The sequence below is a fragment of the Streptomyces sp. NPDC104096 genome, assembly GCF_055584385.1.
In genome coordinates this window covers 73,331-88,570 of the sequence record NZ_JBVJMD010000019.1, presented here as the reverse complement: position 1 = coordinate 88,570, position 15,240 = coordinate 73,331, and the positions used below count along the sequence as shown (strand labels likewise).

Sequence of the window (15,240 nt, the reverse complement as noted above, 5' to 3'; positions counted from 1 at the left end):
GGCGTCACGCCTTGATCAGTTCGGCGCCGTGCAGCGCGTCGGCCGCCGCGGCGACGGTGTCGAACGGCAGCCCGGAGCGCTCGGCGACGTCCAGCAGCGTGTGCTCGCCGTCGGCGAGGCTGAGCACCCACAGCATGGCCATCTGCGCCTGCTTCGCGTCGCTGCGGCCGCCCAGCGAGTCGTACAGCCCCCGGCGGCCCAACTGCGGCTCGCCGTACGGGCTGAGGTTGACGTACCGCCGGTTGCGGTCCAGGACGGCGAACGCCTCGCGGCAGACGGCGAGGGTGTCCGCCATCGCCTCCGGGGAGACGAAGTCCGGGTCGTCCGCCGAGGTGTGGTACTCGGGGTACCCGGCGTACGGGGTCCGGCTGAGCGAGCCCACACCGAGATCGAACCCGGGGGAGCAGTACTGCCGCTCGTCGTAGCCGTACGGGGTGAACTCGTCGATCCGGTGCGGGCGTTCGGAGTCGGTCAGTACGTGCCGCAGCACCCGGTCGATCTCCGCGTCGCCGCGCCTGCTCTGCTTGTACGTCAGGTCGCCCCGGTCCCCGGCGCAGGCCAGCACCAGCCCGTGCCTGACCCGGTCGATCCGCTCCACGTTGCGGGCGAGCCAGGTGATCGCCCCGATGGTGCCGGGCGCGAAGATGAACCGGTAGGTGTAGTACGGCGTCTGCTCCGCCAGCGCCCGCGCGAGATACGTCGCCACCGCGATGCCGGCCAGGTTGTCGTTGGCCAGCGACGGGTGGCAGACATGGCAGGAGACGATCACCTCGTCCGCCACCTGGCCGGGGACCACATGCTCGGCGTAGGTGAGGTGGCCGTCGGCGAGCGTGGAGTCGACGCACACCTCGTACTCGCCGTCCGGCATCGCGTCCAGGGTCTCCTGGGCCAGGCAGAACCCCCACTCCGGCTTGTAGTAACTGGTGCGGTACGGCACCCAGGACGGGTGCTCCGGCAGGGTGTGCAGGTGTGCGCGCAGCTCGGACAGCGGCACGGTCGCCGACACCGGCACGCTGTAGCCGAGCACGTGCAGGCTGGACGCGGCGAGGTCGACGATCCGCCTGCCCGTGCCGTCGGCGATGTACGCGTCCCGGATGTTCCACTCCTGGGGCACCGTCCAGTCGAGCACCTGCGTACCCGTCGGCACCTCGTGCACCGTGAGCGGGATGTACTCGCCGACGATGTCCAGGGTGGCGCGCACCCCGTCGCCGGTGATGCTCCGGCACAGCGGGTACATCCGCCGCACCAGTTCGTGCATCTCCTCGCCGGCACCTCTTTTTGCACGAGTGGTCACCGGCGCCACCGCAGGGTGTCGTCGACGGCGCCCGCGTCGGAGGCCGCGCGCAGCACGGCGAGCCGGGTGAAGCGCTGCTCGAAGTTCTCCCGGGTCAGCCCGTGCTCGCGGTAGGCGTCGGCGAGTTCGAGCGCGCCCCGCTTCACCGTCCATTCGCAGTCGAAGCCGGGGATCGCCGTACGGAACCGGGAGAAGTCCACCCGGTAGGACCGCGGGTCGGCGCCGTTCTCCCCGGTGATCACCACCTTCGCGCCGGACACCGCCTCGGCGACCTGCTCGGCGATCTCGGCGACCGTGACGTTGTTGGTCTCGCTGCCGATGTTGAACGCCCGGTCGTGCACCGCCTCGCGCGGCGCGTCCAGCGCGGCCGTGAAGGCCCGCGCGATGTCGGCGGCGTGCACCAGCGGGCGCCAGGGGGTGCCGTCGGACAGGACGAGCACCTCGCCGGAGAGCAGGGCGTGGCCCACCAGGTTGTTCAGCACGATGTCGGCGCGCAGCCGGGGCGAGAAGCCGAAGGCGGTGGCGTTGCGCATGTACACCGGGGTGAAGTCGCCGTCGGCGAGCTCGTGCAGGTCGTCCTCCACCCGCACCTTGGACTCCGCGTACGGTGTCACCGGCCGCAACGGCGCGTCCTCGGCCACGAGTTCGTCGCCGCCCGCGGCTCCGTAGACCGAGCACGTCGACGCGTACAGGAAGCGCCGCACCCCGGCCTCGCGGGCCAGCCGGGCCAGCTTCACGGACGCGTGGTGGTTGATGTCGTAGGTGAGGTCGGGCGCCAGCGAGCCCAGCGGGTCGTTGGACAGCGCGGCCAGGTGGATCACGGCGTCCACCCCCGCCACGTGCTCGGCCGTGACATCGCGCAGGTCGACGCGCGTCCCCGGCGGGTCGGCGGGCGTCGGGCCGAGCACGCAGTCGGCGAACAGGCCGGAGTCCAGTCCGACGACCTCGTGCCCGGCGGCCGTGAGGACCGGGGCCATGACGGTGCCCAGATAGCCCTGGTGCCCGGTCAGCAGTACGCGCAAGGTTCATTCCCCCAGGTCGAGAGTGAGTTTGGTGACCGCGAACGCCTCGGCGTAGCGCGCGTTGCATTCGATACCGCGGATCCGGGCCAGCCCCAGGAAGGCCTCCCGGTCGTACCAGGGCCGGTGCTGCTGCGAGGGATAGTGCTCCTGGAGCAGCCGCACCTTCTGTTCGGCGATCTCCGGCGACAGCGGCTGGTAAACCACCGGACGGCCGAGATCGCCGTCCCACTTGACGATCTCGTAGCCGAGCACGAGATGGTCGCGGAACGCCGTGGTCATGAGCTTGGCCAGGCCGCGGTGGTCCTGGTGCGCGTCCTCGGTGCGCGGGGCGAGCACGAGATCCGGCTCGGTCTGCCCGCGCAGTTCCTCGACCGCGCCCTTGGCCTCGTCCCAGTGCGCGGGCAGCCGGCCGTCCGGCAGCTTGTGCACGGTCAGCCGCAGATCGGCGCCCGGGCAGAAGGCGGCGAGCGCGGACCGCTCCTCCTGCTCCCGTTCGCCGCCACCGCCGGAGAGCACCAGCGCGTCGACGCGGATGCCCGGCCGCGCCAGGCACAGCGCCAGCAGTGTTCCGCCGGCGCCGATGGCGATGTCGTCGCAGTGCGCGCCCACCGCGACGATGCTGCCGAGGCGCTCGGCCCCGAGCCGGATCACGCGGTCCCCGCCTTGACGCCGGCCCGGCTCCCGGGCACGAACGCCTCCGTGCCGCCGTGTTCCCAGACGGCCCACGGGCGGTCGCCGCGGGCGTAGGCCTCGTCGAGCGCGGCCCGCTCCTTCACGGTGTCGGTCGGCTTCCAGAAGCCGCGGTGCTGGTGCGCCACCAGCCGTCCCTGCTTGGCCAGTTGGGCACAGCCGTCGGCGACCAGGTCCCCGTTCTCCGGGATGTGGTCGAAGACCTCCTGGCGCAGCACGAAGTAACCGCCGTTCTCCCACAGCGGCATGTCGCTGACCGCGGTGATGCCTCCCACCAGGCCGTCCTCGCCCAGGTCCACGCAGTGGAAGGAGGACTGCGGCGGCACCACCATCATCGACGCCCCGGCGTCGCGCCGGGCGAAGTTGTCGATCATCCTCGGCAGCGGGGCGTCGGTGAGCACGTCGGCGTAGTTGGCGAGGAACATCTCGTCGCCGTCCAGGTGGTGGCGCACCCGGCGCAGCCGCTCGCCGATCGGCGACTCGATGCCGGTCTGCGCGAAGGTGATCGTCCAGTCGGCGATGTCGGTGGACAGCAGCTCGGTCCTCCCGCCGCGCAGCACGAAGTCGTTGGACGTCGTCTCCTCGTAGTTGAGGAAGAAGTCCTTGATGTGGTGGGCGCCGTAGCCGAGGCAGAGGATGAACTCCGTGTGCCCGAAGTGCGCGTAGTAGCGCATGACATGCCAGATCAGCGGGCGCGGCCCGACCATCGCCATCGGCTTGGGCACGTCGTCGGAGGTGCCGTTGCGCATCCGCATCCCGTAACCGCCGCAGAACAGTACGACCTTCATGCCTCGACCTCGACAATGCTCAGTTCCGGTATGGGGAAGACCAGTCGGCCGCCCCACTCGTGCACGAAGGACAACTGCTCGGTCAGCTCGGCCCGCAGGTTCCACGGCAGGACGAGGACGTAGTCCGGCCTGTCGGCGGCGATCCGCTCGGGCGCCAGGATCGGGATGCGGGTGCCCGGGGTGAACCTGCCGTGCTTGTAGGGGTTGCGGTCGACCGTGTACGCGAGCAGGTCGGGCCGGATGCCGCAGTGGTTGAGCAGGGTGTTGCCCTTGCCGGGGGCGCCGTAGCCGACGACCCTCTCGCCGCGCTCGGCCGCGTCGATGAGGAACCGCAGCAGGTCCCGGCGCACCTTGGCCACCCGGGCGGAGAACTCGGTGTACCCGGACAGGTCCTGGAGCCCGGCGGCCTTCTCCCGGTCCAGCACCTCGGCCACCCGCGCGGACGGCTCGCCGGCCGCCTCGGCCGGGCGGGCCCACAGCCGGATGGAGCCGCCGTGCGTGGGCAGCAACTCGACGTCCACGAGGGCGAGTCCGCCGCTCGCCAGGGCCCGGATCGCGGAGGCGACCGTGTAGTACTGGAAGTGCTCGTGGTAGATCGTGTCGTACTGGTTCTCCTCGATCAGGGTCAGCAGGTGCTGCACCTCGATGGAGACCCAGCCGTCGTCGGCGACCAGGGCGCGCAGCCCCTGGGTGAAGCCGACCACGTCGGGGATGTGCGCGTACACGTTGTTGGCCACGACCAGGTCCGCCGGGCCGTGTTCGGCGCGGACGGCCGAGCCGGTGTCCGGGGACAGGAACTCCGTGAGCGTGGGCACACCGGAGTCCCGTGCCGTCGCGCCGACGTTCACCGAGGGCTCGATGCCCAGGCAGCGGATCCCGCGGTCCACCACGTGCTTCAGCAGATAGCCGTCGTTGCTGGCGACCTCGACCACGAAGGCGTCGGTGCCCAGCCCCAGCCGCTCGACGGCGCCGTCGACGAACGTCCGCGCGTGCTCCACCCAGGAGGTCGAGAAGGAGGAGAAGTACGCGTACTCGCTGAAGGTCTCCTCCGGTGTGATCAGCGGCGGGATCTGCGCGAGCCAGCAGTCGGTGCAGACGCGCAGGTGCAGCGGGTACGCGGGCTCGGGCCGGTCCAGTCGGTCCGCGGCGAGAAAGCTCTCGCACGGCGGGGTCGCCCCCAGATCGACGACGCTCGCGAGTGACCCCGCGCCGCAGAGTCGGCAACGTGTCATCAACTTCCCCCATCCCGCTCGCCCGGGTGTACCCCGGGCGAGCCTGTTCTTTCCCCTACCGGCGGCGGGTTGTCCCCGCCGCCGGACCGTCCCGCGATCGCGGAGCGGTACCCCTCCAGCAGGCGCTCCAGCCCGACGGCCGGGCTGAAGTCCTTCTCGTAACGGCGCCGGGCCGCCTGCCCCGTCTCCCGGTTGAGCTCCGGATCGGTCGTGATCCGGCGCAGACAGGACGCGAGCGAACCGGCGTCGCCCGGCAGGTGCCGCAGCCCGGTCACCCCGTCCTCGACGAGTTCCACGAAGGCGCCGTGCCCGGCGGCGACCGCCGGGACCCCCGCCGCCATCGCCTCCACGACCACCAGGCCGAACGCCTCCAGCCAGGTGGAGGGGGCCACCACGGCGACCGACCGCGCGATGGCCTGCCGGCACTGCGCCTGGTCGTACAGGCCGACGTAGTGCACGTCCTCCCGGCCCGCCGCCCAGGCGGTCACCTCCCGCTCCAGCGGTCCCGTGCCCGCGACCACGAGCGGCACCCCGACCCCGCCGGCGGCGGCGATCTCGTCCCACGCGGCCATGAGCAGCCGTACGCCCTTGGCCTCCGCGAGCCGCCCGAGGTACAGCAGATGCTCACCGGCGCCGCTGCGCACGACGCCCGGCTCGGGCACGAAGTTGTGCTTCACCGCCAGCCGCCCGGCCGGCATCCCGGCTCCCACCAGGACCTCGCGCTGCGCCTCGGAGATGCAGAAGAACCGCTCCACACCGGTCCACCACCGCCGCCGGTTGACCGACAGGCTGACCGCGAGCGGCACGGTCGCCAGCCGGGAGTCCCGGTAGCAGCCGTGCCGGACGGCGGGCAGCGGTGTGGCTCCGACGCACTCGGTGCACGGCCGGCCGTCCCGCTGGAGTGTGCCGGGCGGGCAGACCTGGGTGTAGTTGTGCAGCGTGGCCACGGCGGGCACGCTCGCGTCGGCGCAGGCGGCCAGCACCGCGGGCGACAGCAGCGGGAAGACGTTGTGGACGTGCACCACGTCCGGCCGCTCGGCGCGCAGCTTCGCGGCGAGCTCCTTGCGGACCGCCGGGTTCCAGGGCACCAGCAGCGGCAGTGCGGCCTTGGACGGCAGGGACCGGGCGGCGATGGTGTCGCTGCGCCGCTCGAACAGCTCGACCCGGTGGCCGCCCTCGCGCAGCAGCGTCACCTCCTGGTCGACCACCTTGTTCTCGCCGCTCGGCTGCGCCGAGGCGTAGCGGTTGTGCACCACGAGGACGTGCATCTCAGCTCGCCTCCGATCTCTGGGCCCAGCGCGGGACGCGTCGGCGGGGGACTTCGGGCGTGGAGCGGGAAGTGGCCGCGGCGGGCGTCGCCAGCAGCGAGGCGGCCACGGTCAGGTGCAGCAGATACGGCGAGGCGTCGCCCAGTCCGGCCTCGGTGTAGGACGCGATCGCGCAGTAGCTGATCAGGAAGATGGCGCAGGCCCTGGCCAGGGACGGCGGCCGCAGCAGTGCGACGCCGCCCAGCACCAGGACGACCGCCGCCACCAGGACGACGCCGATCAGTCCCTGCTCGTTGTAGACGGCCAGCCAGCTGTTGTCGATCGGCAGCCCGTCGAACGACTTGTCGCCCAGGCCGGCGCCGAACAGGAACCGCGTGGTCGTGCGGGGCTCGATCAGCAGGGCGTGCCAGACCTTGGCCCGGCCGGTGAGGCTGGAGAAGTTCTCCTGGCTCTGTCCGCGCAGGAACCACGTCTGCAACGCGGAGGCGAAGCCCACCGCGGCCACCGTGCCGATCAGCACCGCCCGGGTGAAGAACCGGCGGGCGGCGCCGCTGGTCAGGATGAGCGAGCCGATCGCCAGCGCGAGTCCGACGAGCAGGCCGAGCGTGGCCGTGCGGGTGTGGGTCAGGGCGAGCAGGACGAGCGACGGCACGATCACCACGGCCGCGCTGGTCCGGTCGGTCTGCCGGCCCAGCAGGAGCAGCACGGTGAGCCCGATGATCACCGCCGCGTACTGTCCGATCTGCGGCGGGGTGAGCGGCCACAGGGCGCCGACCAGCCGTCCGCCGTAGAGGTCGGGCAGAGCCGCGCCCGGTGAGGCGATCAGGCCGGCGGCCACCGTCCCGAGCACCGCCAGATACATCCGGATGTGGTGCCGGACGAACGTCGTGCCGCCGTCCCACCAGCGGCTGAGCAGCCACAGCGTGCCGACGAAGAGAGCCAGCCGGAAGCAGCGGAACAGCGCTCCGAACCCCGACTCCAGGTTCGCGCTGGAGATCACGCTCAGCAGCAGCAACAGGGTGAGCAGGAACACGAAGGCGCTGGGCCGGATGCGCACCCGGGGGTTGACCGCGAGGGCCAGCGCGAACGCCGTGACCAGCGCGCCCATGGTGACCATCTGGATGAGGGAGCGGGGCAGCGGGACGATGGTCTTCGCCCCGGCGGAGCCGAGCGTGTTGAGGATCAGCAGTCCCCAGACGGTTCCGACGATCTTCGGCGTGCGGCCCGCGGTCTTCGGTATGCGGTCCGCGCTGTTCGGCGTGTGGTCCGCGCGCATCTCAACCACCTTCCTGGGCGCGGAAGGTGCTGCCCGCGTCCTGCCGGTACGGCGCGGCCTGCCACTGCCGGGAGTCGAGGATCCGGCTCGGGTCGTGGGCGACGAAGCTCCACGGTCCGACGTAGACGTTGTCGTGCCAGCGGTTGTGCTGCGTGCGGGTGATCGCCTCGGCCACCCGCTCGCCCTGGTACGGCGACCAGTCCGGATACGTGCCGTAGTTGGCCAGCACCGCCATGCGGTCGCACTTGACCGTGCAGTCGACGACGGACTTGTCCAGCACGAAGCGGTTGTCGTGGATGTCCACCCGCTGGGTCTTCCACCGGCAGTCGGCGTACAGCGGCGCCGTGTCGATCGCCGGCTGTGCGCAGCGCTTCATGTCGTTCACCAGCAACGTGCAGTCACCGGAGGAGGTGTTGGCCGGGCTGTTGCAGAACCGGTCGGCGTTCTCCCACAGGGTGATCCCGGACCAGTTGTTCTCCAGCACGTTGCGATACACGTCGATCTTGTCCGTGCGGGCGTGGACCCGTGGTTCGCCGCCGGACTCGGACAGGTAGACGGTCGCGAACGGGAAGGTGTCGCCGCGCTCGGCGTACTTGCGGCCCTCGACCCAGTTGTTGCGCCGGATCGTGTTCCCCCGGACGACCGCGTTGTAGCTGGTCTCGTAGATCAGCGCGGCACCGTCGTTGGCTTCGAGCACGTTGTCCTCGATGAGGAAGTCGTTGTTGTTGGTGTCCGCCCACAACCCGGTTCCGCGGTTGTCGTGCACCCAGTTGCCGCGTACGTCGGCGCCGTCGACGGCCCAGAACTTCACGCCCCCGGTGCAGCCGCAGCCCTCCTGCTTGCGCTCCCAGTCGTCGGTGTTGTTGCCCGTGATCTCGTTGCCCTCCAGGACCAGCCCGCTGATCCGGCCGCTGCCCTTGTACGCGTTCATGCCGTACTGGCCGTTGGCGCGCAGACAGCTGGCGCGGACCTGCTGGCGGGTACCGGCCATCAGCCCGGCGCCGGAGTTGTTCCGGATCATCGCGTGCTCGATCACCCACCCGTCGGCCGAGTCGTGGTTGACCACGCCCTCGTTCTGCGGGGCGACGAAACCCTGCACGGTCAGATAGCGGATGGTGACGTCCGGGGCGGTACCGGCGAACGCGTACTGGTTGGTCCTGCGGCCGTCGAGGACCGCGCCCGGCGCGCCGAGGTAGACGTCCCCCTTCTTGGGGACGACCTGGGCGTAGCGGTCCCGGTCGAGCCTGTGCTTGCCGGGCCGCAGCCAGAACGTGGTGTTCGGGGGGCTGCTCCTGGTCTTCGCGGCCAGGTCGCCGGTCACCGCGGGGTCGACCGTCACCGCGCCCGCCGGCGCCGTCGCCGGCCCGGCCGCGGGCTCGGCGCACACCCGGGCCACGGCCGCGGTCGGCGCGGCGGTCGGCTTCGGCAGCGCGTCCGGCGTGCTCTTGCAGCCGGTCGCCGTCGGCAGGGCCAGCGCCAGCAGTGCAGCCGGCAGCGCCCAGCGCCGCCAGTTGATCCCCAAGCGTCCTTCCCCCCTAGCCGTGGAACCTGAGTACGGTGGTGAACTCCCGCGTGCCGTCGACGAAACCGGTGCCGAGCAGCGTGGTGGCGGGCTCCTTGCGTCCGAAGCCGGGGGAGTACCAGCCCAGCGGCGGTCCGCTCTCGCCGCGGTGCGCCTGCCAGCTCAGCTCCCCTGGCAGGTCGAGCTGAGCGGAGCGGTCCTCGCCGTCCCGGGTCCAGGTCAGCCGGGCCCGGTTTCCCACCAGGTCCGCGGCGACCGCCGGACCGAGGTGGAACGCCAGGCGCACGGCGGTCCGGCGGTCGCCGCGCACCTCGTCGACCACCTTCAACTCCTGGCTCGCGGCCGTCAGTTCCACCTGCCGGCGGTGCACGGAGTGCTGGTAGCCGTCGTGTTCGGCGCACCAGCGGGCCGTCCCCCCGTCGGCGGCACCGGACGGGTCCGCGGCCAGGACGCGGCTGCGGGCGTGCCGGGTCCACAGGAACGGGCCGCCGGAGACGGACTGGTCGGCGCCGTCCAGCTCCAGGGTGTTGTGGCCGAGGGTGGAGCGGAAGTACCGCCGCCACTCGGGCTGCCCGTGGTAGCAGTACGTCCCCGGGTCGGCGAGCACGTCGACCCCGTCGTGCCGGACCTCCACGGACAGGGCGTCCGCGTGGGCGTGCGCGGCGATGGAGAGGAACCCGTGCGGACCACCGTCGCAGCGCACCCAGAGCTGCTCCGGACCACGCAGGATGGTCATGCCCGCGTCGGAGAAATGGGCCGGTCGGCTCGCCGGGCGGGTCACCGCCGGTGCGGTTCCGTCCTTCGCGTACGGCCGGACGAGCGCGGCCAGCAGCGGGGTGCGCACATCGGTGCCGGTCACCTCCGGCCACCAGTCGAGCCGGCCGAACACGGCGTCCCCGGTGGCCAGCAGCGAGCCCCAGCGGTCGGTGCCCGCGCCGTCCACGACCAGCCCGTGTCCGTCGTCCGCGTCGCCCTGGCGCGGCGGCCGCAGCCGGTTGTCCACGACGGCCGCGAGCGCGTCCGTCATCCGCAGCAGCACCAGCCGGACCGACGCGGGGACCTGCACGCCCGCGGTGTCCGCCTCGGCCAGCGCGGCCAGCCCGAGCTCCAGCACCAGTCCGTGGTACTCGGTGGCCAGCTCGCGGTTGAGGCCGGAGCCGAAGGTGTTGGCCCGCAGATTCCGATCCAGTGACCGCAGCGCGTCGGCCCGCCAGCGCGCCGAGTCGGGGAACCAGTCGAACGCGCAGGCCGCGGCGAACTGCCCGGCGGTCTCGGCGACGACGTGGTTGTTCGCCGAGGACCCCCGGCTGGGGAAGGCGGCCAGCCAGCGCTGGTGGTGCCAGATCTGGCGCAGCGCCACCGGGTTGTCCTCGAACAGCGCGGCCGCGCCCGGCCAGCCGTCGAGCAGTCGGCGGATCCACACCCAGGACAGCAGCCGGATGCCCAGCTCGATGCCGCTGGTCCAGTGCACCCCGCGCAGCGGCGCGTTGGCCGCCCACCACGACCGCAGGTGCGCGGCCACCCGCTCGGCGTACCGCTCGTCCTCGGTGACCGCGTAGGCGGCGGCGAGCACGGTGAGGTAGTGGTGCCGGGACAGCTCCCAGATCTGCTTGATGTCCCCGACCGCGTCCTCGTCGCGGTACGGCACGTCGAAGGCGTAGCCCCATGGAGCCCGGCGCCCGGTCTTCGGGTCGTACCACCAGTTCGGGTCGGCCAGGTCCTCGCGTGCCACGCCGAAGTACTCGACGTGCCCGTCCAGCAGCCGGTCCGCCTCGGCGACCAGACGCTTCGCGGCGTCCGGCGGCACCGCGGCGAGCGTCCCGGCGGGCAGCACCGCGGTGAACCGGGCGCCGGTCACGCTCGGGGCGACCGGCCGCGCCGACCGCCAGCGGCGTCTTCGCACCGTGTCGCCGACCCGGCCGCCGACCTCCCGCGGTCCCATCCGGGACAGCCGCCGCAGGTACCAGCCCGCACTCCCCGAGATCACAGTCATCGGGCACTCGCCAACGTCACCGGCGCGCCGCCGGCCAGACCGGCCTGCACGGCGAGGGTGGCCGCGGTGGTGGCGACCAGCGACTCCAGCGGCACCGGCATCGGACCGCCGGTCCGCACGGCCTTGACGAACGCGGCCAGTTCGGCGGACTGGCCCTTGTCCCGGGCCTTGGGCAGCCGTGAACTGACCCACCGCTTACGGCCGGCCTTGCCGTCGAAATACAGCGAGGCGCGGACGAAGTCGTCGAGCCGCAGCACCTTGCCGTCCGCGACCAGGTCCAGCGTCTCCTTGGGGAAGCCGGGCGCGCCGGTGGTGACGTAGCTGATGGTGGCGGTGGACCCGTCCGGGTAGCGCAGTACGACCTGGAGGTCGTCGTTGCCGGGCGCGGCGACCGCGTACACCGAGACCGGATCGGCGTCGAGCAGCCAGCTCGCCGTGTCGATGAAGTGTCCGCCCTCGCCGGCGAACCGCGAGCCCTCGGTGCCCTGTCGGAGGTACCAGCTGCCGTGGTCCAGGCGGCCCGCGTTGACCAGGTAGCGCAGGTTCGCCGGACCGGTCCGGGTGCCGAAGCGCGTTCGGGCCTCCTGCAACAGCGGCGCGAACCGGCGGTTGAAGCCCACCTGGATCCGGTCGTTGCCGGACTCCTCCACCGCGGCCAGCACGCCCGCCAGTTCGTCCTCGGTGAGCGCCAGCGGCTTCTCCACGAACACCGTCTTGCCGGCCAGCAGCGCCTTGCGGGTCAGGTCGGCGTGCGAGCTGTGCCGGGTGACCACGAACACCGCGTCGACGGACTTGTCGCCGAGCACGGCGTCGAGATCGGTGGTCGCCTCGGCGAAGCCGAACTTGCGCTGCGCGTTGGCCGCGGACAGCGCCGTCGTGGTCACCACCGTGGACAGCTCGACGCCGTCGCGCTGGGCCAGGTGCGGCAGCAGCATCGACGTGGCGTAGTTGCCCGCGCCGACGAACGCGAGACGCACCGGCGACCTGACGGCCCGGGCCGCCGTGGGCACTTGGGCGCCGGTCCGCTTGACCTCGGGCACGGTCACCGCCGGGGCCTCGGCCTCCACCGCCTGCTCGGGGTAGCGGAACAGCACGGCCACGGCCTTCAGTTCGCCGTCCTTCAGGCTCCGGTACGTCTCGACGGCGTCGTCGAAGTCGGCGACGTGGGAGACCAGGGGCTCCACGTCGACGCGGCCGCGGGCGACGAGGTCGAGGAAGCACGCCAGGTTGCGGCGCTCGGTCCAGCGCACATAGCCGATCGGGTAGTCCCGCCCCTCCAGCTCGTACGCCGGGTCGTAGCGCCCGGGGCCGTAACTGCGGGAGAACCGTACGTCGAGCTCCTTCTCGTAGTACGCGTTCCACGGCAGGTCGAGGCGGCACTTGCCGATGTCGACGACCCGGCCGCGGTCCCGGCTCAGCCGCGCCGCCAGCTCCACGGGCTGGTTGCCGGCGCCGCCCGCGGCCAGGTACACCTGGTCCACGCCATGACCGTCGGTGAGTTCGGCGACGGCCGCCTCGACGGCAGCGGAGGCGGGGTCGCCGCAGGCCGCCGCGCCCAGCCGCTCGGCGAGCTCGCAGCGCGCCGGGTCGGGGTCGACGCCGACGACGCGGACCCCCGAGGCGGTCAGCAGCTGCACCACCAGCTGCCCGATCAGCCCGAGGCCGATGACCAGCGCCACCTCGCCGAGCCGCGACTCGCCCTGGCGGACGCCCTGCAACGCGATCGACCCGACGGTGCCGAAGGCCGCGTGCCGCGGCGCGAGGCCGTCCGGTACCGGCGCGTAGAGGTTCTTCGGCACCCAGTTCAACTCGGCGTGCAGCGCGTGCTCGTTGCCGGCGCAGGCCACCAGATCGCCGACCTTCACGTCGTCGATCCCGGCGCCGACCTGCTCGACCACCCCGCACAGCGAGTAGCCGAGCGGGGTGTAGGAGTCCAGCTTGCCCATCACCTTGCGGTAGGTGGCGGGCACCCCGTTGGTGGCCACGCTCTGCACGACCTTGGCCACCTGGTCCGGCCGGGACCGGGCCTTGCCCAGCATCGACATGCCGGCCTCGGACACCTTCATCAGCTCGGTGCCGGTGGAGATCAGCGAGAAGGCGGTCCGCACCAGCACACCGTCGGGCTTGCACCCGGGGACCGGCACGTCGAGCAGCGCGAGCTCGCCGCTCTTGTAGTTCTGTACGACCTGTTTCACCGAAGTCCTCTTGTCTCTACTGTCTCTACGCCGTCACGGGAGAGTCCTGGCCGGCCTTGGAGGTCGCGCCGCGATACCAGTACTCGAGGGTCAGCACGTGCCACAGATGCTTGGAGAAGTCCCGCTGCCCGGCGGCGTCCTCGGCGACCATGCGCGCCAGGGCGTCCCGGCGCAGCAGCCCGGAGCGGACCAGTTCGCCGTCGTTCACCACCTCGCGCACCAGCGGTGCCAGGTCCCGGCTCATCCAGGCCCGCAGCGGGGCGCTGAACAGGCCCTTCGGCCGGTACACGATCTCCCGCGGCAGGATGGAGGTGGCCGCCTCCTTGAGGACGGCTTTGCTCTGCCGTTTGACGATCTTGCGGTCACCGGGCACCGCGAACGCGGCCTTGACCACCTCGACGTCCACGTACGGCACCCGCACCTCGGTCGACGCGGCCATGCTCGACCGGTCCGTGTAGGCGAGGTTGAGGCCCGGCAGGAACATCCGGGCGTCGCCCAGGCACATGCGGTTGACGAAGTCGTCGAGGTCGTTGTCCTCGTACACGTCCGCGTGCTCGGTCAGCACGTCCTCGACCGTCCCGGCCAGATCCGGATCGATCAGGGCGAGCAGCTCGTCCCGGTCGTACATGGTGTAGCTGCGCCGGAACGCGGTCTCCTCCGGCAGATCGGCGAAGGACAGGAACCGCTTCGCGAAGCGCACCGACCGGTAGCCCCGGCGGGCCGAGGCGACCGGCAGCCGGTCCACGGCCGCGGACAGACCGTGCCGCAGGGGCCGCGGTACCCGCTGGTAGCGCAGCGCGATCAGGTTGGCCAGGTGCTTGCGGTAGCCGGCGAACAGCTCGTCGGCACCCATGCCCGAGAGCAGCACCTTGACCCCGGCCTCCCGGGCGGCCGAGCAGATCAGGAACGTGTTGATCGCGGCGGGGTCGCCGATCGGCTCGTCCAGGTGGTGCGTCATCCGCGGCAGCAGGTCGAGCACGTCCGGGGCGATCTCGATCTCGTGCAGGTCGACGCCGAACTTCGCGGCCACCTGCCGGGCATAGCGCAGATCGTCCGGCATCGCCTCGAACTTGGCGTCCTCGGCGCGGAACCCGATGGTGTAGGCGGAGATCCCGGGCCGGTCGCGGGCCGCCAGCGCGGTCAGATAGCTGGAGTCGAGACCGCCGGAGAGGAAGGTCGCCACGGGCACGTCGGAGAGCAGGTGGCGCCGGGTCGACTCCTCCACGACGGCGGCGATGTCCGGCAGTTCGCCGCTGCGGGCCCGCTCCCGGCCCTCGGCGGCGACGTCCCGGAGGTTCCAGTACCGGCCGCGGTCCACCCGGCCGTCGGGCCGGATGCGCATCCAGGTCCCCGGCGGCAGCTTCTCCGCCTCGCGGAACGCGCACCGCGAGTCCGGCACCCAGTAGTACAGCAGCGACGCCACCAGCGCGGCGTGGTCCACCTCCAGCGTGCCGCCGGTCACGGCGGCCAGCGCCTTGAGCTCGGAGGCGAACACCAGACCCTGGCCGCGCCGCAGCAGGAACAGCGGCTTGATGCCCAACTGGTCCCGGGCGAGCACCAGTTCACCGGTCCGCTCGTCGAAGATCCCGAACGCGAACATGCCGCGCAGCCGGGGCAGACAGTCCGTGCCCCAGCGCCGCCAGGCCTCCAGCAGCACCTCGGTGTCGGAGGTGCCGCGGAAGCGCACCCCGGCGGCCTCCAACTCGGCCCGCAGCTCCGGCGCGTTGTACAGCTCGCCGTTGTACGTCAGGACGAGGCCGCCCGAACTCATCGGCTGGGCGCCGGTCTCGGACAGGTCGATGATGGCCAGCCGGCGGTGCCCGAGGTGCACCTCGCCGTCACCGGCGGGGTGGCTGTAGCGGCCCGCCCCGTCCGGACCGCGGTGGGCCAGGGTCTCGGTGAGCCGGTCGGCCACGGCCTTCCCGTCCGGCCATCGATAAGTGCCTGCGATGCCACACAT

At 72.0% G+C, this 15,240-nt stretch carries 11 protein-coding genes; all 11 read right to left on the bottom strand.

The genetic code is table 11. The features are described 5' to 3' along the window. Positions 1-4: 4 nt before the first annotated feature. From ACZ60B_RS20860 to asnB, 11 genes are read right to left on the bottom strand one after another with little or no spacing between them, the layout of a single operon-like run. On the bottom strand, positions 5-1,258 hold the full coding sequence (locus ACZ60B_RS20860) for a DUF4910 domain-containing protein (protein ID WP_469388987.1): 1,254 nt from the start codon (positions 1,256-1,258) through the stop codon (positions 5-7). Positions 1,259-1,290: 32 nt separating this feature from the next. Further along, on the bottom strand, positions 1,291-2,316 hold the full coding sequence (locus tag ACZ60B_RS20855; protein WP_469388985.1) for an NAD-dependent epimerase/dehydratase family protein: 1,026 nt from the start codon (positions 2,314-2,316) through the stop codon (positions 1,291-1,293). Positions 2,317-2,319: 3 nt separating this feature from the next. After that, on the bottom strand, positions 2,320-2,967 hold the full coding sequence (locus ACZ60B_RS20850) for a PIG-L deacetylase family protein (protein WP_469388983.1): 648 nt from the start codon (positions 2,965-2,967) through the stop codon (positions 2,320-2,322). Further along, positions 2,964-3,794 (bottom strand): glycosyltransferase family protein, encoded by an 831-nt coding sequence (locus ACZ60B_RS20845; RefSeq protein ID WP_469388981.1) that lies wholly within the window; start codon positions 3,792-3,794, stop codon positions 2,964-2,966. Before ACZ60B_RS20845 ends, ACZ60B_RS20850 begins: the two co-directional genes overlap by 4 nt. Continuing rightward, positions 3,791-5,026 carry a class I SAM-dependent methyltransferase gene (locus ACZ60B_RS20840; RefSeq protein ID WP_469388979.1) on the bottom strand — a complete coding sequence of 412 codons (1,236 nt, stop codon included), beginning with the start codon at positions 5,024-5,026 and terminating at the stop codon, positions 3,791-3,793. The genes ACZ60B_RS20845 and ACZ60B_RS20840 overlap by 4 nt, the downstream gene beginning before the upstream one ends. Next, entirely contained in the window at positions 5,026-6,294 is a 1,269-nt protein-coding gene (locus ACZ60B_RS20835) for a glycosyltransferase (protein ID WP_469388977.1), read from the bottom strand. The genes ACZ60B_RS20840 and ACZ60B_RS20835 overlap by 1 nt, the downstream gene beginning before the upstream one ends. Position 6,295: 1 nt before the next feature. Further along, on the bottom strand, positions 6,296-7,570 hold the full coding sequence (locus ACZ60B_RS20830; protein ID WP_469388975.1) for an O-antigen ligase domain-containing protein: 1,275 nt from the start codon (positions 7,568-7,570) through the stop codon (positions 6,296-6,298). A gap of 1 nt (position 7,571) precedes the next feature. Then, positions 7,572-9,092 carry a right-handed parallel beta-helix repeat-containing protein gene (locus tag ACZ60B_RS20825; protein ID WP_469388973.1) on the bottom strand — a complete coding sequence of 507 codons (1,521 nt, stop codon included), beginning with the start codon at positions 9,090-9,092 and terminating at the stop codon, positions 7,572-7,574. A 13-nt stretch (positions 9,093-9,105) separates the two neighbouring features. Further along, positions 9,106-11,085, bottom strand: coding sequence for a heparinase II/III family protein (locus ACZ60B_RS20820; protein WP_469388972.1), 1,980 nt, complete (start codon positions 11,083-11,085; stop codon positions 9,106-9,108). After that, positions 11,082-13,280 carry a bi-domain-containing oxidoreductase gene (locus tag ACZ60B_RS20815; RefSeq protein WP_469388970.1) on the bottom strand — a complete coding sequence of 733 codons (2,199 nt, stop codon included), beginning with the start codon at positions 13,278-13,280 and terminating at the stop codon, positions 11,082-11,084. Before ACZ60B_RS20815 ends, ACZ60B_RS20820 begins: the two co-directional genes overlap by 4 nt. Positions 13,281-13,305: 25 nt before the next feature. Then, positions 13,306-15,240 (bottom strand): asparagine synthase (glutamine-hydrolyzing), encoded by a 1,935-nt coding sequence (asnB, locus tag ACZ60B_RS20810; protein WP_469388968.1) that lies wholly within the window; start codon positions 15,238-15,240, stop codon positions 13,306-13,308.